The sequence below is a fragment of the Pantoea sp. BJFS-204 genome (assembly GCF_049310725.1).
GTDB classification, from domain to species: domain Bacteria; phylum Pseudomonadota; class Gammaproteobacteria; order Enterobacterales; family Enterobacteriaceae; genus Pantoea; species Pantoea agglomerans.
Genome location: NZ_JBMOWE010000002.1, coordinates 663,955 through 684,084 on the forward strand (window position 1 = coordinate 663,955; position 20,130 = coordinate 684,084).

A 20,130-nucleotide genomic window follows, 5' to 3' on the forward strand; every position below is an offset into this window, starting at 1 on the left:
GCCCGCCGGGAAAGCGCCTCACCCGACCCCGCACCATCTTGCCATTGCTGCCTATCTGCGGCTTAATGAAGCCTTTCTTAACAATAGTTAAGTAACTATCACAGCCAGACCGCCTGTTCAGGCGTGCCTTCCGTTCGTTTTGACCAAAAGACATAAGAGGAAAAGATGTCATCCGCTTCGCATTCTGAAATTGACGCGCGTTACCGTTACGCCTGCGACATCGCCCGTGCGGCGGCCAGCCGGGCTTATTCGTGGTATCAGCAGCGTCAGACACTGGTGGTGGAACACAAAAGGGATTTGCAGGACGTGGTCAGCGAGGCTGATCGTAACGTTGAGGCATTGATTAAGACATTAATCGCTGAGCGCTTTCCTGACGATGCTGTCTATGGCGAAGAGAGCGGTGGTGAGGTTCAGGGCGCGCCCTTTATCTGGGTGGTCGATCCCATCGACGGCACCGCCTGCTTCGTCAACGGCCTGCCTAACTGGTGCGTCTCGCTGGCGGTGGTCTGTGACGGCGAACCGGTGATCGGCGTGGTCTGCGATCCCAATCATCAGGAGCTGTTTCACGCACGAGCAGGTCAGGGTGCGTGGGTTAATGAGAGCCGTCTCCAGGTTCATGGCGCGACGCATCTCAACGAGGGTTTGCTCGGCATCAGCAACTCCAGTCGCACCCCTGCCGAAAGCGTCTCGCGCCTGATTAGCGGCTTAACTGAACAGGGTGGCATGTTTATTCGCATCGGTTCTGGCGCGCTGACCAGCGCCTGGGCGGCCGCCGGGCGACTGATTGGCTACTATGAAGCGCATATGCATCCCTGGGATAGTCTGCCGGGCATCGTCCTGATGCGCGAAGCGGGCGGCGTCACTAATGATTATCTGCGCAACGAGGGGCTAAAAAACGGCAACCCGGTGTTGCTGGCCAATGCGACTCTTTATCCAAAAATCAAAGCGCTGACCGGTAATCGCGCGCTGGAGGAGTAAATGACGCTGCCAGGCCTGTACCGCTGCGCGCTAATCCTCTGTTCTCTCTGGCTGTTAAGTCCGGTGTCACAGGCGGCGGATTACCAGCTGGAGAAGGTGGTCGAACTGAGCCGTCACGGTGTCCGTCCGCCCACCCCCGGCAATCGTAAAGAGATTGAAGCCGCCAGCCAGCAACCCTGGACGCAGTGGACCACCGCCGATGGTGAGCTGACCGGTCATGGCTACAGCGCGGTGGTCAATAAAGGACGCTGGCAAGGCGAGCACTATCGCCAGCTCGGCCTGCTGGGCGCGGGCTGTCCTGATGCGGCACAGGTCTACGTGCGCGCCAGTCCGCTGCAGCGCACCCGTGCCACGGCCACAGCGCTGACTGACGGGGCCTTTCCCGGCTGCGGCGTGCCGGTGCATCACGTAGCGGGCGAAGTCGATCCCCTGTTTCAGAGTGAAAAGCTGACGATCACCCAGAGCGATCCTGCTCAGGAGCTGGCGGCTAAGCAGCAGAAAGCGGGCGATCTGGCGCGGCTGCAACAGCAGTTGCAACCCGCCATTCAGCAGCTGAAAGCCGCCGTCTGCCCGCCCGCGACTGACTGCCCCCTCTTTGATGCGCCCTGGTCGTTCCGGCAAACCCGTAACGGCAACACATACGTTTACGGGCTGAGTGTGATGGCAAGCATGGTGGAGACGCTGCGACTGGGCTACAGCGAAAACCTGCCGTTGGACCAGCTCGCCTGGGGACACATCACCTCGGCCGCGCAGATCACCACGCTGCTGCCGCTGCTGACCGCAAACTACGATCTCAGCAACGACGTGCTCTATCAGGCACAGCGCCGTGGCTCAATATTGCTCAACGCCCTGCTGGAGGCGATTGCTTCCGATAGCGCGCCGGGCCGCTGGCTGATTCTGGTGGCACATGACACCAATATTGCGATGGTGCGCACCCTGATGGGCTTTAGCTGGCAGTTGCCAGGCTATTCACGCGGCAACATTCCACCGGGCAGTAGTCTGGTGCTGGAGCGCTGGCGCGACACCCACAGCGGCGAACGTTTTTTGCGGCTCTATTTCCAGGCGCAGAGTCTGGATGGGATTCGTCAGCTGCAACCGATTGATGATAAACATCCGTTATTACGTCAGGAGTGGCATCAGCATGACTGCAGAATCACCGATGTCGGCCTGCTCTGCCCTTATCAATCCACGCTGACTCAGCTACGAAAAAAGCTGGATAACAGCGCTGTGCTGCCGGTTTCGGTTATATTGCCCTGAGTCTGTGGCTAATCAAATTCAGGCCGCAGCATCAACGCGGCCTGAATAATGTTAACCGCTGTTAATTAACGCCATTCCGACCTTTTCTTATTTAAATCGCCTGACTATCGGCGCCACTCGTTTTGTTTTACGATAGACCCGTCAATCATCCCTTTATTAACTATTTTCCTGTAATTCTTGAGTATTTCGGCGACTGGTTTCGCCGTTTTTTATTTCTCTCTTTCTGTCTTCTCCCCCTGTGCCCATGTACCCACACGCGCTCTCGCCTGAAGCTACATACCCGGCCTGGAAAATAGTAAGGTTGAATTTAATTGCCTCCTTAAAATCAACCTGTTAATCCCTTACCTGCTGATTACGGGAGTCAGGAACACTTCGGCGCAGAATACTGAATTCCGCGGCACTGTCCTGATATATCGATCGATTCCCCAGATACCACATAATAAATTCATTATTGTTTTTTACTCCTATTTTCCTCATCACCCTTCTTTTGTAATAACTAACGGACTTCTCAGTCAGCCCTAACCATTCGGCTATCTGCTTCAGGGTCATGCCGGTCATAAAGAACCAGGTGACAGCGACTTCATTCTCAGTAAATGACATGCAGCGTTGGGTATTATCCATAAACGTCACAGTTCCTCCATTGCTTAAAACGGATTAAATAATGTTGTAAAAGCTGTAAACAGCGTTATTCTGCCAGTCTGGAACCAGCGTATATAAGGTGAAAACTAATTCAGGTTTTTAGTGAAAACGGCCTCTTTTCCGACGTCATCGACCAGCGTGTATTCAACGGTCATTTTTTTATTTTTTATTACTTCAGGCAAACTAAAACCTTTATTGTCATAAGGAGCAATCATTCTGTCCATGCCCAGTTTTAGTGACTGCTCTCCAGCCAATGACGTAACTTTTAATGAAACAGGCGTCACAAAATAGGGCGTAGGATTACTCAGCTCGAGTGAATGACCGTTGTCGGCAATGCGGACGTTTATAGCGCCGCCAATACTGTTAATGTCCATACTGCTATTGAAAGGCCGATAGGTAATTCTCAGCTGGGTGTTTAATCCGACTTCTATTTTATTGGCCGTTTTCTCCTGCTGAGAAGATTTGACACCCGGAATTTCATAGAGATTCATCCAGAATACGGACTCACGATCACGGGGTAAATCAAGTATTTTTTCCGTCGGCAGTATCTTAAGGTTCAGAATTTTACCCGGTGTCATCCTGGCGACTGCTGGAATAATAGCAAAAGGGTAATTTTTTTCTTTATTAATATCGCCGGCGCTTCCATCATCAACCCAGCTCTGAAGTAACACCGGCGCCTGACTGTCGTTGTTGACGATGAGCAGGCGCCTGCCGCTGTCCTTGCTGCTGAACAGCACCCTGTCCTGCAACGGCATAATCGTGGCATGGAGTTCCGCCGCATTAAACAGAAAAATAAAACTCACCCAATATAAAAAATATCTCATCACCAGTACCTCACAATAATATGCGCCGTCGCATCTATTTTCCCAGGCGTGACAGGTTTTGCGGGGTCAACGATGCCATAGAATGCGAAATACTGAGACGTGATATCTACCTGAGTGGGGGTATTTTGAGAACGCGAGATTTCCCCATCCAGAAGAGAAAACCAGCCTTTTGTATAATCATTAGTGTATGCGTTGGTTATAAATCCGACCGTCTTACCGGCAACAGACACACCTATGCCGACGTTTGACGCATATCCATCCTGTCCATAATTATCCGATAACGCATAACGTGACCACAAAACGTTGTTCCCGGACATAGGATGATCAGTGCTGAATGCGACCGAAATTTTATCAGGTCCAACACCTGCATTCCGGTTGATAAAGCCATTAACGAGCGCCCCACCGCACCGATAGGTTACAGTAAAGTCCTTACCTATTGTTTCAAAATCAGACTTCAACGCAGTGACAGTGACTGGCGGTAAAATGACAGGATTTGTATAGCTGTAGACGCGACATCCCCAGGGCGTTTGCACGAACGTGTTTGCCGTAGAGTATTGCATCCCAAAGCCAATCCAGTTCCAGTTACTGAACCCGTCCCAGTTCGTGTTACTGTCAGCACCTGGGATAGTGATATTTTTTTTGTCGTTCCAGCCCGGCCCGACAAAAACCGTATAGCCGTTGGGCTGGGGACAGGTATATGCAATACCGCTGGCGGAATCATCCGCAGGGCCATTACATCCCCAATGCGCAACCGGATCGCCTCCTCTCATTGTGGATGGTAAGCGGTAAATTTCTGCCGTCACACCGCTGAAGTCACGGGCATAAAAGTTGAGCTTGTTACCCTCCCGGTGCCCTTCAATTGGTGAATGCTGCCAGTACCTTGAGAACACCTTACCGTCACTGTCACGAATCAGTTTGATGCCGATAAAAGGAAAATAGGTCTGATAGACGCCCTCTCCCGCGCTGATATTGCCCCCCACGTTACTGTCGCCGTTAGTGGCAAAATACTCATAGGTCTGTCCCTGATCGGCAAGATCACAGGTGTATAACAGCTGGTTCTCCCCTTCAGGCAAGGATTGAGCCTGCCCTACCGTGGCCGTAGTGGAGCCAATCAGTCCAGTTGGCATAAACTCCGCGGGCTGAAGTTTTATTGAACCAAAAATCAGAGGCACACCGCCTTTACTGTCATCGCCCTGTCTGGCTTTATAGACAGGCTGGCATGTGGCGAAGGCTGACGATGTAAAAAACGCCACGATCGGCAGGGAAAAAATGACTGCATACTTTTTCATGCATAAGGCCTTATTGACAGACTGCGGTAATATAATTCAGCGCTTTCGTGGACTGAGTATCTACAGGCGTATAACGGATGGTGCACTGTTCATCGGGCGCGCTGCCCCACCGGGCGGTCAGTGTCTGACGGTTTTCCAGCCGCAGATAGGTATTACCGGCCTGGCTTACCGTTGCAACGTTATTTCCACCGGAATCGAAAATATCTGACCCCAGGGGGACATAGCTGCCATTCGCCCGCCTGAGCTGCATCATGACCGGTATGCCCTGGCGCGTTTTGAAGACCACCCGGTTGACGGAACCCGCGTATGGCGTCACAACGTGCTGGCTGTCAATAATATCGACATCCGCGGATGCCCCTTCCGGCGCATCAAGGTTGATGTTGTTACGTCTGTAAGGCATCAGCGAAGGAACGATTGCATAACCTGAACTGTCGATTTTAATGTTCTGGCCATTGAGTACCGTGGCGCCCTCTGCCCCTTTTGCTTCCACAATGGCAAACGTGTTACTCACGGTATGCCCCAGTGTGATCCCGCCACTGTGCAACGCGATGGCACCGCTCATCGAACCGGATGCCTGCCAGTTTCCCGGAGATTTTGAGACCGTTCCACTCACGTTGGCTTTGGGCAGAATGGTCGCCAGATTCAGACCCGAACTGTTTCCTGAGCGGTCGCGACTGTAATTCACACCCCACTGGGTCGTGTTGTCTTTACCTGCGCTGCCGGACAGCGAGGTCTGGTAGCTGTGTTCACTATTACTATTGATGTATGACGCAGACAGGGTTGTATTACGGGTATCACGCCCGATAGGCACAGAAAAATTCAGCGCAAACTGGGTGTCTTTGTAATATTCCTTGTGCCGTTTTTCGTCAGGTACTCCCCATCTCTGCGCGTCAGAAATCCGGGTGCGGTACTGTCTGGAAATACTGAAATCCATGTGAATGCCGTAAGGCAATGCCGTGTTGTATCCCACCTGATAAGAGGTGTCTTTGTTTCGTCCGTCATAGTAATTTTGCGATGAGCCGGAAACGTAAATGCTGCCCAGTGAACCTAGCGGTTGGCTGACATTGAGCTGAAGACGGTTTTTTTGCATGTACGTTCCCCCCTCCACCGACGACAGCGGGGTGTCCGAGTTGTTCAGGGCAACGATATCCTGAAGATCCCGGTAGCCACGGGTGGAATACCGGTAGCCGGCAAAACTGATGGTGGTGCCAACCGGACCCAGCGTTTTACTGTACTCGGTATTCACCATCCACCCCTGCGTGGCGCTGCCATTTCTGAGTCGCGCATTGGACCAGGTTGCAGAAGAACCGAATGCACCGAGTGACGAAGAATAGATGGCCCCACCGCTGGCCGCCTGATAACCACTGCCGATACGTAACCCGCTGTTTGCCGTTACCGCATTAGAAACGCCATACTTGACGGAAAGCTCGGTAAACTGGTTGTCACGGCTGTAATCATTGATCTCGCCGGCTGAAAAGCTATAGTCCAGGCGTCCGGGGCGGACGGAACCCGGTAGTGTAGAGTAAGGTACTGAATACTCAGTGAGGCTTCCGTCACTTTCCGTCACCCTGACATTGAGGTCTCCACCGTAGAAAGCCGGTGCCAGGTCATCAATTCTGAAGTTACCCGGTGGAACAGTCGTCTCATAGATTTTGTATTTTTTTTGAAAGACTTCGACTTTCGCATTGGTTCTCGCTGTACCTCTCACCGTCGGCGCATACTGAACCATGGAAGGGGGTAACACGCGGTTATCGGTCCTGAGACTTACACCGGTAAAACCGAGCCCGCTGAATGCATCAGAGCCCGAACTGAGCTGGCCTAGCAGCAGCTCACTTCGCAGTGACGGCAAGCCCCGACTGGCGTACAGGCGTGAGGAGTGCCATCTGGACCCAAAACGGTTACGGTTGAAATTCCCCTGCTGCCGGAACTGCCACTTTCCTGCGTTAAAGCCGCTGCTAAGTCCAACATACGTCGAACTCACTCCGCCTGTATGGGTGCTATGTGACTCATACTGGTTGACCGTGTAATTCGAAAATAAGGCGGTACTGCCTGCCTCAAACTCACTTGAGGGAATATAATCATCCGGACGGTATATCAGCAGAGACTGAGGCACAGTAATGTTTACCCGCAGAGAAGAAAGGTCGGGCGAAGTCTTTACCTCCGGCAGAACAGCTTCAAGCGCGTATTGTCTGTCATTAACCAGGGCTTCTGGCTTATTTTTAAGAGGTAAACTGTTGATAAACTCACCTGTAAATAACGGCGTCAGCGACTTACCTTTCCGTTCAAAAGTCAGCGACTTTTTTGAAAATAATTTATTGTTTATGTAAACAGAAACGTCATATTCACCGGGGTTATAAAATGTGTCTTCTCCTGACAATGCGGAAATATCGCTCAGGCCGCCCGCACTGAGCATGGCGGGGCTGAATTCATATTCTTCCGCATAAATAGAAAACGAGCAGAGAGAAATAAGCAGGTAATAAATTCTGATTTTCATTTTCGTAACAACATCACATCATTTATCTTTAATCAGGAAATTTACTGGCGTGCCATAATCATTGATCATCACCGCATTAAGCGGACCACTAAGACGATCGCCCTTGAGGACTGCGGAATAATCGTCACCCGGCAATAGCGTCAATTTTTCTGCCAGGATCCGCTTTCCATTGCTGATATCTCTGATGGATAGAATATTCGGCGATTTGTTGCTGATCACTAAAGCTCCTCCCTGCAATCGGTATGAAATTTTATTTTCATCTTTCGAAGAAAAAGCATTGACTGCAGCCGGTCTGTAAATAACTTTCAGCCGACTCCGGATGATGATATTCAGCCGGTCATCGTCATTTTCATTTTTCCTGACGCCCGGAATCTGAGTAAAGTCCAGATAAAAGAGCGACTCTCTATTCTGAGGCAACTCACTGGATAACAGTTTAACTTTTACCGTCTGCCCCCCTTTCTCTTTAATTTTAAAAACAGGCGGCACGGCAACAAAATCTGGTTTGTCTTTATTATCCGATTCAACCTGAACAATAAACGGATTGTCACTGGTGTTATCAAACATAATGGTCTTCTCAAGCGTACCCGCCATCACAATACGCGAAGCATTCATGACTACCGCAGCCTGAGTTACGCCACTGATTAAAAAAAAGAAAACTGAAATTATTTTCAGATAAGTCACAAGTTTCATAATTTATTCCAGCCCCGCGAAAACGCGGGGCGCAGTTTTTAAAGATAACTGATAGCGTACTGAACGGTCGCTTCAACCTTACCGGCTGTTGCAGCCCCACCGGTAGCAATATACCGAGCGGTATACTGTGCTTCTCCGCTGGTTTCATTCGGATTGAGCGAGAATGCCTTAGCAGTTGCTTCGCCTGATTTTAAATCAATGACATTATTGTCAGGGTCCAGTAACTGAATCGCGACGTTACTTGCCGGAGAGTCAGTTGCAATATTTTTCAGGTTACCGGAAGCATCAACATTGGATGATGCAAAATGAATTTTAATGTCCTGAGCCGCTGTTTTAGGATCCGTACATCCTGTCAGCTTCATGCTGAAATTTGTGGGTGTAGACGTATTCCCCGTCGCGGAAAGATCGCTGACCTTTGCCGTCTGCAGCAAGATAACAGGTGCAGCTGAAGTTGAATCGTTGACGCTGACGTTACACGTCTGGGCAGAAACTTCACCTTTGAAGCGGATACTGTTTTCCTGTGCTGCATATACACTGCTGGCCGATAATGCGGTCAGGGCAACGAACCCGGTCAATAAAGTTTTTTTAAACATTCCAGTACTCCTTGAAATTTTTTTCTGTTAATAGACATGCTGACTGATGCCTGAGTAAATAAACCAGGAGAGAGAAAATCCAACATGGTTAATACTGTCAGGGCACTTAAATTCATAGACACAATTAAGCCAGCGAAAGCATCTTACGAGCGAAGTGAGATAAACACACCTTTGAATTTCTCTAATCTTGTTTAAATTTATATGAATTTTATATTCAATATTATCTTCATAAAAAACAATGAGTTACTTGCAGTACCCACATAAAAAATCATGCAAAACATAAAAATAAATTTGCAATAAAAAGATGTGATATACTTATTTAAACTGATCTGATTAGCTTCAGGCTTACAATTTTTCTATTTCACAAAACTTTCACCTGCGCATTAGCCGTATGTTTTATGCGGGGTCTTTATTTCTTTCACTGGTGGAGAATGCTTTGAGCAGAAAAATCACTCTTAACAGTTTTCTGATATTTGAACCGGATAAAAAAAGAATAACCGGCAGGGGCAACCCGGCGGTTATCAGCGCATCCGCATCACTGTGTCTGGAACTTCTCATTGATAATGTAGGGCAACTTGTCACACATCAACAGTTCTATGACTATGTATGGCGTCGGTTTGGTACGGAACCGGCCTCAACGACTCTTTATCAGAATATCTCGGCGCTGAGACGCGCGCTGAATAAAGCCGGTCTTCAGGAAGATATCATCCGGACCATGCCGCGGAAGGGGTTTCTCCTTTCTCCACAGACAACCGTTGAGAGAGAAAGTCTTTTTTCCTTTACATCTGTCAGCACTGAGTCGGAAAGTGCCCACTCTCTCTCCGCCGGCGGCAATGAAATGCCAGAGCACAGCCTCCCTGATGAAAGAATGAGGAATACTCAGAATGAGCAAAAATCAGATTCTGAAAACAAGATTTCTTCATATTCACCCCTGACACAACATCCGTTTTTTTCAGCTTTTTTTAAGTCAAAAAAAATGATGATCGCAACCTTTATGCTTTTTTTGGCACTTTTTTTTTCGTCTTTTTTATATTTCAGATCCGGACCGAATCATAATGACACTGTGTTTATTTACAGCACTAACTACAAAGGCTGCATAATCTTCAATAATGCGGATGGGTGGCTGATAAAGGATGAGGTGAAGGAACAGGTTGATGAGATGAAATTAAATTGCAGTATAGCACCTTATATCTACCTTACCGCATTCAAACATGCAGACAGTCTTTCTTATTTTAACTGCGAGCATCCGTTGAATGGACATGTCAGAGCAAATTGCCGTTCGTATTACTTTGTGAAGAAACTGAATAATGATTAAAGTTATCCTCCTGATTATCTTGTGCATTGTCATCTATTCTTTCGCGCCATTCAGCAGGAACGGTGAAAACACCATTTCTTGTACAGCTGATGTGTCCTATCAATGGAAGCAGGACCGGATGGACTTACTTATTACGCAAACCCTTCTTGACGGAAAAGGCGTTCTTTCAATGTCTGGGATCTTATATGATAAAAATGAAACAAAATCTTATCTGAGTAAAACGATTTCATTTTCATACTTACAGAACCAATTTTTTTACTACTTCAGGTCTGAGCTGATCATGAACTCCCCTCAGATGACGATGAGCCTTTCCGATCAGAAGAAATGGTTACCCGACTTTTTTACAGATAACAATATGCCGCTGGTACTCAAGATCAGGCCTTATGGTAAAGATGCCTGGATTTTTTATGCCGAAAACACACCGCTTTTCATCTGTGAGAGAAGCAATTAACGGCCAGGCTGACGGGTAACTACACGCGGACTCTGCATTCGACTGAAGCGGATCATAAAAACGTACCTCAGGGTGAGTGAACCGAATGTGCCTGGGTCACCACCCGGTTCCGGCCTTCATGCTTGGCCCTGTACAGAAGGTGGTCTGCCACAACCAGCGCTTTTTCTCTGTCATCGCCATCGTGAGCGAGCTCACAAACGCCTGCTGAAATCGTAATGTGCTTCACTGCGGGAAACTGCGCGTTTGCAATGTTTTCACGTATACGGTTTACAACCAATCCGGCTTCGGTCAGCGTTGTGTCTGGAAAAAAAATGACAAACTCTTCACCGCCAAACCGGCAGATGATGTCCTGAGTACGGCATCCTTTTTTTAATAGATCTGATACGGCCACCAGTACCTCGTCCCCTGTATCGTGTCCGAACTGATCATTAACCTGTTTAAAGTGGTCGATATCAAACAGAGCCAGGCTGTGTGAACCCTGTCCCCCGACAAAAGGTGCCGTGAGTTGATCGAAGCCCCGCCGGTTATGTAATTTCGTCAGATGATCCGTCAGAGCATCATCGCGCAGTATAGAAAATGTTTTATCGATGGCTGCTGAATAAGCCTGAAATGCTTTTTTTAGCCTGTCAGCTTCTTTGTACCACGTTTTAATTCCGTCCATTTTTCCTGATAATCGCCCGATCGCGCCTGAGCTGGTCAGGCGGGCCAGATTTTCGAGTGGCTGTGAAATTCTGGCGGAGATGTAAAGACTCACAATGACCAACAGAAGCGCCAGCACCAGCCCGTAGAGGATCACATCACTTACGATGCGGTTGAGAATTGCGCTCGTCACGTCAGATGAAACGCAGACGAATACATGCCAGTTCGTTTTCACAACGTCCGAATAACCCAGCAGGCAACTCTGTTGATTAAACAGGGTTTTCACTGCGCCATATTTTTTCTGTTTCAGTTGCGCCGACAGATCCGCACTCAGGTTGATGCTTTTTCCGGTCAGAGCCTCATCCGCGGAGTAAACCACTTCACCGGTATCGGAAACAATGCTGACAGTCGTCTTATCAGCATAGAAGTGCTGGTTCAGAAGACGGCTCAGCATACTGCTCCTGGTCAGATAGATTGAGCCTGCCAGATACCCCAGATATTCGCCTGACGGCGAATAGACCGGGTTCGACAAAAAGACGAGATAGTTTCCCGTATAGGGGGTGAGTGGGTCAGAAACAAAAGGGCCTTTTTTTACGGCCTCCAGCTGCCCGGACGCCACACTCAGCGACGTACCGGATGGAATGAAATTTAAGGGAGAAGCGGCCACGACCCGCCCCTCGGGCGACAGGGCCAGCACGGAACTGAACATGTCTGACTGCAGACGTAGCCTGTCGGTTTCATGCTGCAGAACCTGCAAATCCCTGTAGCTGGTTATCTGTGCGGCGCTGAAAGCCAGTTCCTTCTGGGCCGTCCGGAACATGTTATCGGCAGTGTTGGCCAGTTTACGTGCATATGCAGTGCTGGATTCAAGGAGACGTTGTTCTGCCTGGTTCCTCAGCACAAAGCCGGTCACTGTGGAAAGCAGAATTGCTGTAAGGAGTATGCAGCACACAGAGTGCAGGCACAGCAGACTCTTTAGTGAGGGCTTGTTGAACATGGTTTGTCCCTGAATGACTTGTTATTTGTGTTGCCGAATTAATGCTGGCACGGACAGTTAACAAGATAGGGGCGGTCAGGCAATTAGTAAATCAGCATTATTGTTGATACGAATAGAGCCTGAGACGCATTTGCAGGCGTCAATCCAGCGAAATAAAGCGCGGATTGACTGTCATAAGCGCCACATCGATATCGATCACTACAGATGGACGGCCGGTTACGCCCGTCTGCGCGCCTGAACGATAGTCCCGCTAACGCCCGATGACCATTACTTTCACTCCCCTGCGCCAGTGGCCAGGCTCGCGGCCAGAATTCCCCTCCGGGCGCTGACGAACGCCTTCAGACAAAACCCGATCAGGGAGGCCAAAAAAACAGCCCCAGCCGCAGCATTATCTGCAGCCGGGCTTCAACAGTCTCACTCCAGCCAGCATGGAAAACATCCTTAGCAGACTTTACGAACCAGCTTATAGCCCAGCAGCAGCACCACTATCCACACCATACCGACATAGAGGGAAATGCGGGTATCGGGGAAATAACCAATCAGACCGATAATAAAGCAGAGGAAGGCTACGCCGACGCCAGCAGTCCAGCTGCCGCCTGGCAGCGCAAACTGCAGCTTACTGGCCGCCTCTTTGCCAATTTTGCGACGGAACGCGATCTGCGACAGCAGAATCATGATCCAGACCCACACTGTTGCAAAGGTCGCCAGCGAGGCGATCACCAGGAAGACTTTTTCCGGCATCAGGTAGTTGAGATAAACCGCAATCAGCATGGCGAACATCATCACCACCACTGTCACCCACGGAATCCCGCGCGAAGAGACCTTCATAAAGACCTTCGGCGCATGTCCCTGCTGCGCCATCCCGTGCAGCATGCGGCCCACGCCAAACACATCGCTGTTAATCGCCGAGAGTGACGCGGTCAGTACCACAAAATTGAGGATAGAGGCGGCCGCCGCAATGCCCAGATGCTGGAAGGTCAGCACAAACGGGCTGCCCGAGGTGCCCACCTGATTCCACGGGTAGATCGACATAATCACAAACAGCGTGCCGACGTAGAACACCAGAATGCGCCACGGCACCGAGTTGATGGCGCGCGGAATCGACTTCTCCGGATCTTTCGCTTCACCGGCGGTGATACCGATGATTTCGATACCGCCATAGGCAAACATCACCATCTGCAGCGACAGCAGCATACCGACTACGCCGTGCGCAAAGAAGCCGCCGTTAGTCCAGAGATTGTGGATGCCGGTCGGCTGGCCGCCGTTGCCGAGCCCCCAGATGATCATGCCGAAACCGGCCAGAATCATCACGATAATGGTGGCGACTTTGAAGAAGGAGAACCAGAACTCCACTTCGCCGAACACCTTCACGCTCATCAGATTGACGGCACCGATGATCAGCACCACGCTCAGCACCCAAATCCAGTGTGGCACCTCAGGGAACCAGACGCCCATATAGATGCCGAACGCCGTGACATCCGCAATCGCCACAATCAGGATTTCAAAACAGTACGTCCAGCCGGTGATGTAGCCTGCCATCGGCCCAAGATAGTCCTGCGCGTAACGTGAGAAGGAGCTGGCCTGAGGATTGTTAACGGACATCTCACCCAGTGCGCGCATGATGATGTAAGCCACTGCCCCGCCGATGATATAGGCGAGCAGCACGCTCGGTCCGGCCATTTTTATCGCGTCAGCGGAACCGTAGAACAGCCCGGTGCCAATCGCCGATCCCAGCGCCATAAAGCGGATGTGGCGCGTGCTCAGTCCGCGTTTGAGCTTGTTGGTTTCTTGCATAACAACCTGTACCTGTGAAATGAAAAAACCACGGGCAGGCCCGTGGTTAAAGAAAAATCAGTGCTCTCTGCTACGAGTGAACGGTCACCTGTTCCGGCCCTTTCACCCGATCAACAACAGCGGCAATCAGCAGCATCACCAACGACGGCGGCAACCAGGCGAGACCCTGATCGGCCAGCGGCAAATTCTGACTGAAAGCGGGCAGCAAATCTTTAAACCCGGTGGTTTTAATCGCATCAACAATACCGAACAGCAAGCTGATTAACATGGCTGGCGCGATAATCCGGCTGCTCTTATTCCACCAGTTGAGAGTGAAACTCAGCACCACCAGCACGATACAGGGCGGATAAATCGCCGTCAGTACCGGGATGGAGATCTGAATCAGGTGGCTCAGGCCGAGATTCGACACCACCATGGAGAACAGACCCAGAATAAACACCAGCGTTTTATACGATAACGGCAGGTATTGCGCAAAAAATTCCGCACAGGCACAGGTCAAGCCAACGGCGGTCACCATACAGGCGACGAAGATCAGCGCGGCAAGGAAGAAGCTGCCCATGTTGCCAAAGGTGTGCTGAACATACGCGTGCAGAATCGCTGCGCCATTAGCGTTTTGATCCACCAGCGCACCGCTGCCCGCGCCCAGCTTAAACAGGCAGAGGTAGACCAGCGTCAGGCCCAGACCGGCGATTAACCCTGCCAGCACGGTATAACGGGTCAGCAGCGCGGCATTATCGACGCCACGCGAACGGGCGGCGTTGACAATTACGATACCAAATACCAGCGCGCCCAGCGTATCCATGGTCAGATAGCCATTGACGAAACCGCTGGAGAAGGCCGCACGCTGATAATCAGCGGTAGCCGGAACCGTGCCGCCAGCAGGCCACACCAGGGCAGCAACGCCCAGCACGGTCAGCGCAATAATTTTTAATGGCGCAAGGAAGTGCCCTACCGTGTCGAGTAGCTTGCCGGGATAGAGCGATACGCCAATCACCAGCGTGAAGTAAATCAGGCTATAGATAAACAGCGGCAGCGCGCCATCACCGGTCAGCGGGGCAATACCCATCTCAAACGAGACCGTTGCCGTACGCGGTGTGGCAAACAGCGGCCCGACAGCCAGATAGCAAACGGTGGCCAGCACGATGCCAGCGACCTTGCCAATCGGGGTGCTGAGCGCATCCACGCCGCCGCCGACGCGAGCCAACGCGATCACGGTCATCACGGGCAGACCGACTGCGGTAATCAGAAAACCAATCGCGGCAGTCCAGACGTGTTCGCCAGACTGAATACCGACCATGGGCGGGAAAATGATGTTGCCCGCGCCAACAAACAGGGCGAATGTCATAAAGCCCAGCGCGAGAATGTCCTTCGAAGTTAAACGATGTGTCATACGGCCTGTCACTGATGTTGCGGTGGAAGTTGGGTTAGTGTTGTCCCCTCGCTGCGTGTAAACCACGACCAGGCTGACAATGTCAGCGCATTATGCTCGTCGCAGGGTAAAGCGCAGGTGATTTAAGCTGCTTTTATTCTGTTCACAGAGGGATGGATCGACAACGGCGCTAAGTAAAACGTTTATAGCGGTGAAAGGCAATACGGGATCGGAAAACCAGAAGGTTATGCCGCCATTTTTTCAAAAGGCAGTGGATAGCGTTAATTTTTGCAGCAGGCACACAAGATGATGTGCCTAAATAATAGACAGAGCGCGAGAAATCCCCGCATAAACGGGCCTGAAGATACACAAAAGGCGCGTTTTACGCGCCTGTCTGCACAACGTTACAGCACTACCAGACCTGATTCGCGATATCGACCACTAAGCGAATCTTCTGCCACTGCTGCGCCTCGGTCAGGCTGTTGCCCTCTTCGGTTGAGGCAAAACCACACTGCGGACTGAGGCAGATCTGATCCAGACTGACATACTGCGCCGCCTCTTCCAGCCGGGTTTTCACCTGCGCCGGATCTTCCAGTTCACCCACTTTCGTGGTGATGAGGCCCAGCACCACCTGCTGATGACCTGGCTTAATGTAACGCAGTGGTTCAAAACCGCCGGAACGGGCGTTGTCATACTCCAGGAAGAAGGCATCCACGTTGACGCTGCCGAACAGGATTTCTGCGACCGGCCCATAGCCGCCTTCAGAGATCCAGGTTGAGCGGAAGTTGCCGCGACAGACATGCAGACCCACGGTCAGATCGGCAGGTTTACCTTCCAGCGCTTTATTCAACACCTGAGCATAAGTCTGTGCCAGCTGGTCAGGATCGTCGCCACGCGCCCGGATATCGCGCTTCTGATCCTCAGAACAGAGGTAAGCCCAGACGGTATCATCCAGTTGCAGATAGCGGCAGCCCGCGTCATAAAACGCCTGAATAGCTGCTTTGTAGGTCTGCGCCAGATCGTCGAAGTAGTCTGCCAGATCGGGATAGACTTCCGCGTCGATCACCTTGCGGCCACCACGGAAGTGCAGCACGCTGGGGCTGGGAATGGTCATCTTCGGCACCGCATCACCGGCAATACTCTGCAGGAAGCGGAAATGCGCCAGCATCGGATGATCCGCCGGGAAACCGAGTTTGCTCACCACTTTCACGCCATGCGCTTTGGTCTGCACGCCATTAAACTGAATGCCCTGCTCCGCTTCATAGCGCTCTACGCCATTCAGGCCATAGAAGAAGTCGAAGTGCCACCAGCCGCGACGAAACTCGCCATCAGTGACCACTTTCAGGCCATTTTCCCGCTGTTTCGCCACCACATCGCGAATCGCCTCATCTTCAACCTGGCGCAGGGCCGCCGCATCAATCTCTCCGGCTGCAAACTGTTCGCGCGCCTGCTTAATGGCGGTGGGACGCAGAAAGCTGCCAACGGTATCGGCACGGAACGGGGCGGTTTCTCTTTGCATGATCACTCCTGTCTCCCCTGCCGGTAATGACGGCAGGAAATAGTTGCATCCTGATATAAATAGCCATCTGGATGGCTACATGTCTGAACACAGAGTGGCATGGGCGGCTTTCTTCTGCAACTGAAGAAAATTCAGTGATGATGAAAAAAATTCACGTTCGGGGGATTAGCGCAGCGCGGCGCGCGCCTGCGTCATCTGACTGTCAGAGAGCGGCAGATAGCCCGCTTCGCTGACCCGCCGCTGTCCCTGCGCCGAAAGTACCTGCTCCAGAAACGCGGCCACCAGCGGCGGCAAAGGTTTGCCGGGCGCTTTATTCACATAGAGATAGAGCGGGCGCGCCCAGGGATAACGGCCACTGCGGATGGCCTCGGCATCCGGGGTAATCGCCTGCCCCTGATCATTCATCACCGCCAGCATTTTTACGCCGCTGAGATGAAAGCCAAAACTGGCGTAGCCGATGCTGCGAGAATTACCGGCCACCGCCTGCACCACTGCGGCCGAGCCGGGAAACTCCGCCACGTCGCTGCGAAAATCACCTTTGCACAGCGCCTGCTGCTTGAAGAAACCCCATGTGCCGGAGGCGGAGTTACGTCCATAGCGCTGAATCGGCCGTTTGCTCCACTGCGCGCCGGTTAAGCCGAGATCGCCCCAGCGCAGCGGCACGCTGTGTGCGCCACACAGACGGGTAATCGAGAAGATGGCATCGAGCTGACGCGGTTCAATCTGCTGTAGCGGATTGCGCTGATTCACCACTACCACCAGCGCATCCATAGCCACCGGAACCGCCAGCGGCGGATAGCCGTAGCGCGCCTCAAAGGCCTGGCGTTCATCTGCCTGCATCGGGCGGCTCATCGGACCGAGTTGTGCTGCACCCGCCGCCAGCGCGGTCGGCGCAGTAGAAGAGCCGGAGGCCTGAACCTGGACATTGACGCCCGGCGCCTGGCGACTGAAATCTTCGCCCCACAGCGTCATCAGATAGCCCAGCGTATCGGATCCGACGCTGCTGAGATTGCCGGAGAGCGCGCCGGGCTGGGCCAGTGCCAGGCCCGGCAGCAGAGTAACGATCAACAAAAGAAGGATGCGCATCAGGGAGATCCGGCAGCAATTAATGAACGGCATTCTCCTGCATCACGCTGCTGACAATCAACCTCGCTGGCAGCGTAAAGGTAAAACAGGTCTCCTTGTGCGGCACGCTGGTGATATCGAGCCGCGCGTTATGGTGGCTCAGAGCATGTTTCACTATCGCCAGTCCCAGCCCGCTGCCGCCGGTCGCACGCGAACGGGCTTTATCGACCCGGTAGAAACGCTCGGTAAGACGCGGAATATGTTCTGAGGCGATGCCCGGCCCGTTATCGCACACCCGGAAAATGGCCCCCTGTTTGCCGCGCAGCCAGCTGATATCAATTCGCGTGCCATCCGGTGTGTGGTTTACCGCGTTGTAAACCAGATTGGAGATGGCGCTGCGCAGCTGTTCATCGTTGCCGAACACTTTCAGATGGGGATCGGTATGGAAATGGATGTCGTGACGGCCACCACTCAGCGTTGCCGCCTCATGCTGCAGCAGTTTCAGCATCACCGGCACATCGACCTTCTCTTTCAGATCGATTGCGGGCGCGGCTTCAATGCGCGATAGCGTCAGCAGCTGTTTGACCAGGCTGTCCATGCGGCGCGTCTGCTCCGACATGGTGTGCAGCGCTTTGCTGCGCGAAGGCTCGCTCATCACCGAGTCGTTCATCATCTCCAGATAGCCCTGCAGCACCGTGAGCGGTGTGCGCAATTCATGGCTGACGTTGGCAAAGAAGTTGCGGCGCGCCCCTTCCAGCTGATGCATCTGCGTGACATCACGCGCCACCAGCAGCCACTGCCCTTCGCTGTAGGGCATGACGCGGAACTCCATGTGAAGTTTGTTGTTCAGCACCAGCGTCAGCGGCTTGTCGAAATCGCGCTGGCGAAGATAGCGCGAGAACTCCGGATAACGGAGCAGATTGAGGATGTTCTGGCCATTATCTTCCGGCCAGCGCAGACCCAGGTGCTGCTGCGCCAGGCCGTTACACCAGAAAATGGTGCCCTCTTCGGTGGTCAGGATCACCGCATCCGGCAGCGACTCGGCACCGCTGCGGAAACGCTTAATCAGATTGCCCAGTTCACGCCGCCGCCGCCGGTTGCGGAGCTGCATCTGGTAAAGACCATAAAACAGCGGTTCCCAGCTGGCACGCCCGGCCGGTGGCGTCATGGTGCGGTCCAGCCACAGCCAGTGCGACAGCCGCATCAGATTGTGAAAATGCCACAACAGCACCGTCAGCACGCTCAGCAGCAGCCACCAGGGCAGACCGCCGAACAGCAGGCCCAGCAGCACTGCGGGCAGACAGACCAGCAGCAGTTCTGTCAGTAATCTCTTCCAGGAGAGGCGTTCCAGCACGGTAAAGGCTCCGTTTAGTAGCGGGCAGAGAAACGATACCCTGTTCCGCGAACGGTTTGTACCATGCGATCGTGGCCGGACACTTCCAGCGCTTTACGTAAACGGCGGATGTGAACATCGACAGTACGATCTTCCACATACACATTGGTGCCCCAGACGTGGTTCAGCAGCTGTTCGCGGCTGTAAACGCGTTCCGGGTGGGTCATAAAGAAGTGCAGCAGCTTATATTCTGTCGGACCCATCTCCAGCGGCGTGGTTTCGGACATCACGCGATGTGAGGAGGGATCCAGACTCAGCCCCTGCATCTCAATCACCTCTTCCACGGCCATCGGCGAAATACGGCGCATCACCGCTTTGATCCTCGCCATCAGCTCTTTAGGTGAAAAGGGTTTGGTAATGTAATCATCGGCACCCACTTCCAGGCCGCGCACCCGATCCTCCTCTTCGCCGCGCGCGGTGAGCATCATCACCGGGATATCGCGTGTCATCGCCTCGCGTTTCAGATGTTTGATAAACTGAATACCGCTGCCACCGGGTAACATCCAGTCCAGCAAAATCAGATCGGGCCAGGGTTCAATCAGCTTGCCAACGGCGCTGTCATAATCTTCCGCCTCGATTGGCTGATAGTCGTTCTGCTCCAGAACAAAACACAACATTTCACGGATGGGGGCTTCATCCTCCACAACCAAAATGCGCTTAGCCATTATTACTCCTGCTGATTATGACGGATGTCACTGAGATTCGCGGCGCCATTATGCGTCAGATTTGTGACACTTTTATGAAAAACATAACCTGCCTGTAACCTCACTGGTAATCATTTATGACAGCGCAGCGACAATTTTTTGCTTTGGCCGCAGAGCCAG

At 52.2% G+C, this 20,130-nt stretch carries 17 protein-coding genes; 4 read left to right on the forward strand and 13 right to left on the reverse strand.

All coding sequences use genetic code 11. The features are described from left to right. The first annotated feature begins 165 nt into the window (after positions 1–165). Positions 166–978 (forward strand): inositol monophosphatase family protein, encoded by an 813-nt coding sequence (locus ACO6VX_RS09945; protein WP_022626128.1) that lies wholly within the window; start codon positions 166–168, stop codon positions 976–978. Continuing rightward, a complete protein-coding gene (locus ACO6VX_RS09950) occupies positions 979–2,235 on the forward strand; it encodes a histidine-type phosphatase (RefSeq protein ID WP_060679580.1) in 1,257 nt (418 codons plus the stop codon). It begins immediately after the preceding gene. Positions 2,236–2,568: 333 nt separating this feature from the next. Here ACO6VX_RS09950 and ACO6VX_RS09955 read toward each other — a convergent pair whose 3' ends face one another. The 6 genes from ACO6VX_RS09955 to ACO6VX_RS09980 all read right to left on the reverse strand — a co-directional run bounded on the left by ACO6VX_RS09955 (position 2,569) and on the right by ACO6VX_RS09980 (position 8,764). Beyond that, positions 2,569–2,856, reverse strand: a complete 288-nt coding sequence (locus tag ACO6VX_RS09955; RefSeq protein ID WP_010255342.1) for a helix-turn-helix transcriptional regulator — start codon at positions 2,854–2,856, stop codon at positions 2,569–2,571. A gap of 104 nt (positions 2,857–2,960) precedes the next feature. Continuing rightward, positions 2,961–3,698 (reverse strand): molecular chaperone, encoded by a 738-nt coding sequence (locus tag ACO6VX_RS09960; protein ID WP_422458097.1) that lies wholly within the window; start codon positions 3,696–3,698, stop codon positions 2,961–2,963. Then, positions 3,698–4,987, reverse strand: coding sequence for a fimbrial protein (locus ACO6VX_RS09965; protein ID WP_022626130.1), 1,290 nt, complete (start codon positions 4,985–4,987; stop codon positions 3,698–3,700). The genes ACO6VX_RS09960 and ACO6VX_RS09965 overlap by 1 nt, the downstream gene beginning before the upstream one ends. A gap of 10 nt (positions 4,988–4,997) precedes the next feature. Then, a complete protein-coding gene (locus ACO6VX_RS09970) occupies positions 4,998–7,481 on the reverse strand; it encodes a fimbria/pilus outer membrane usher protein (protein WP_346556331.1) in 2,484 nt (827 codons plus the stop codon). 18 nt (positions 7,482–7,499) lie between these two features. Further along, entirely contained in the window at positions 7,500–8,171 is a 672-nt protein-coding gene (locus tag ACO6VX_RS09975; protein WP_045140720.1) for a fimbrial biogenesis chaperone, read from the reverse strand. A gap of 38 nt (positions 8,172–8,209) precedes the next feature. Continuing rightward, a complete protein-coding gene (locus ACO6VX_RS09980) occupies positions 8,210–8,764 on the reverse strand; it encodes a fimbrial protein (protein WP_033766625.1) in 555 nt (184 codons plus the stop codon). Between the two features lie 391 nt (positions 8,765–9,155). Between ACO6VX_RS09980 and ACO6VX_RS09985 the strand changes: the two genes are divergently transcribed. Continuing rightward, positions 9,156–10,079, forward strand: coding sequence for a winged helix-turn-helix domain-containing protein (locus tag ACO6VX_RS09985; RefSeq protein WP_010255333.1), 924 nt, complete (start codon positions 9,156–9,158; stop codon positions 10,077–10,079). Further along, complete coding sequence (locus tag ACO6VX_RS09990) at positions 10,072–10,530, forward strand: hypothetical protein (protein ID WP_010255330.1); 459 nt, start codon at positions 10,072–10,074, stop codon at positions 10,528–10,530. Before ACO6VX_RS09985 ends, ACO6VX_RS09990 begins: the two co-directional genes overlap by 8 nt. 67 nt (positions 10,531–10,597) lie before the next feature. Here ACO6VX_RS09990 and ACO6VX_RS09995 read toward each other — a convergent pair whose 3' ends face one another. The 7 genes from ACO6VX_RS09995 to phoB form a co-directional block, all read right to left on the reverse strand. Next, entirely contained in the window at positions 10,598–12,166 is a 1,569-nt protein-coding gene (locus ACO6VX_RS09995; protein ID WP_022626133.1) for a sensor domain-containing diguanylate cyclase, read from the reverse strand. 441 nt (positions 12,167–12,607) lie between these two features. Next, a complete protein-coding gene (gene proY / locus ACO6VX_RS10000; RefSeq protein WP_010671188.1) occupies positions 12,608–13,960 on the reverse strand; it encodes a proline-specific permease ProY in 1,353 nt (450 codons plus the stop codon). A 70-nt stretch (positions 13,961–14,030) separates the two neighbouring features. After that, entirely contained in the window at positions 14,031–15,350 is a 1,320-nt protein-coding gene (gene brnQ / locus ACO6VX_RS10005) for a branched-chain amino acid transporter carrier protein BrnQ (protein WP_010255323.1), read from the reverse strand. Between the two features lie 391 nt (positions 15,351–15,741). Next, entirely contained in the window at positions 15,742–16,848 is a 1,107-nt protein-coding gene (locus tag ACO6VX_RS10010; protein ID WP_052272142.1) for a cobalamin-independent methionine synthase II family protein, read from the reverse strand. Between the two features lie 165 nt (positions 16,849–17,013). After that, positions 17,014–17,934: a PstS family phosphate ABC transporter substrate-binding protein gene (locus tag ACO6VX_RS10015; RefSeq protein ID WP_061901708.1), complete on the reverse strand. Its 921-nt coding sequence runs from the start codon at positions 17,932–17,934 to the stop codon at positions 17,014–17,016. A 19-nt stretch (positions 17,935–17,953) separates the two neighbouring features. Further along, on the reverse strand, positions 17,954–19,267 hold the full coding sequence (phoR, locus tag ACO6VX_RS10020; RefSeq protein ID WP_010255313.1) for a phosphate regulon sensor histidine kinase PhoR: 1,314 nt from the start codon (positions 19,265–19,267) through the stop codon (positions 17,954–17,956). 14 nt (positions 19,268–19,281) lie between these two features. Next, positions 19,282–19,971 (reverse strand): phosphate response regulator transcription factor PhoB, encoded by a 690-nt coding sequence (phoB, locus tag ACO6VX_RS10025; RefSeq protein ID WP_003852491.1) that lies wholly within the window; start codon positions 19,969–19,971, stop codon positions 19,282–19,284. Positions 19,972–20,130: the final 159 nt, after the last annotated feature.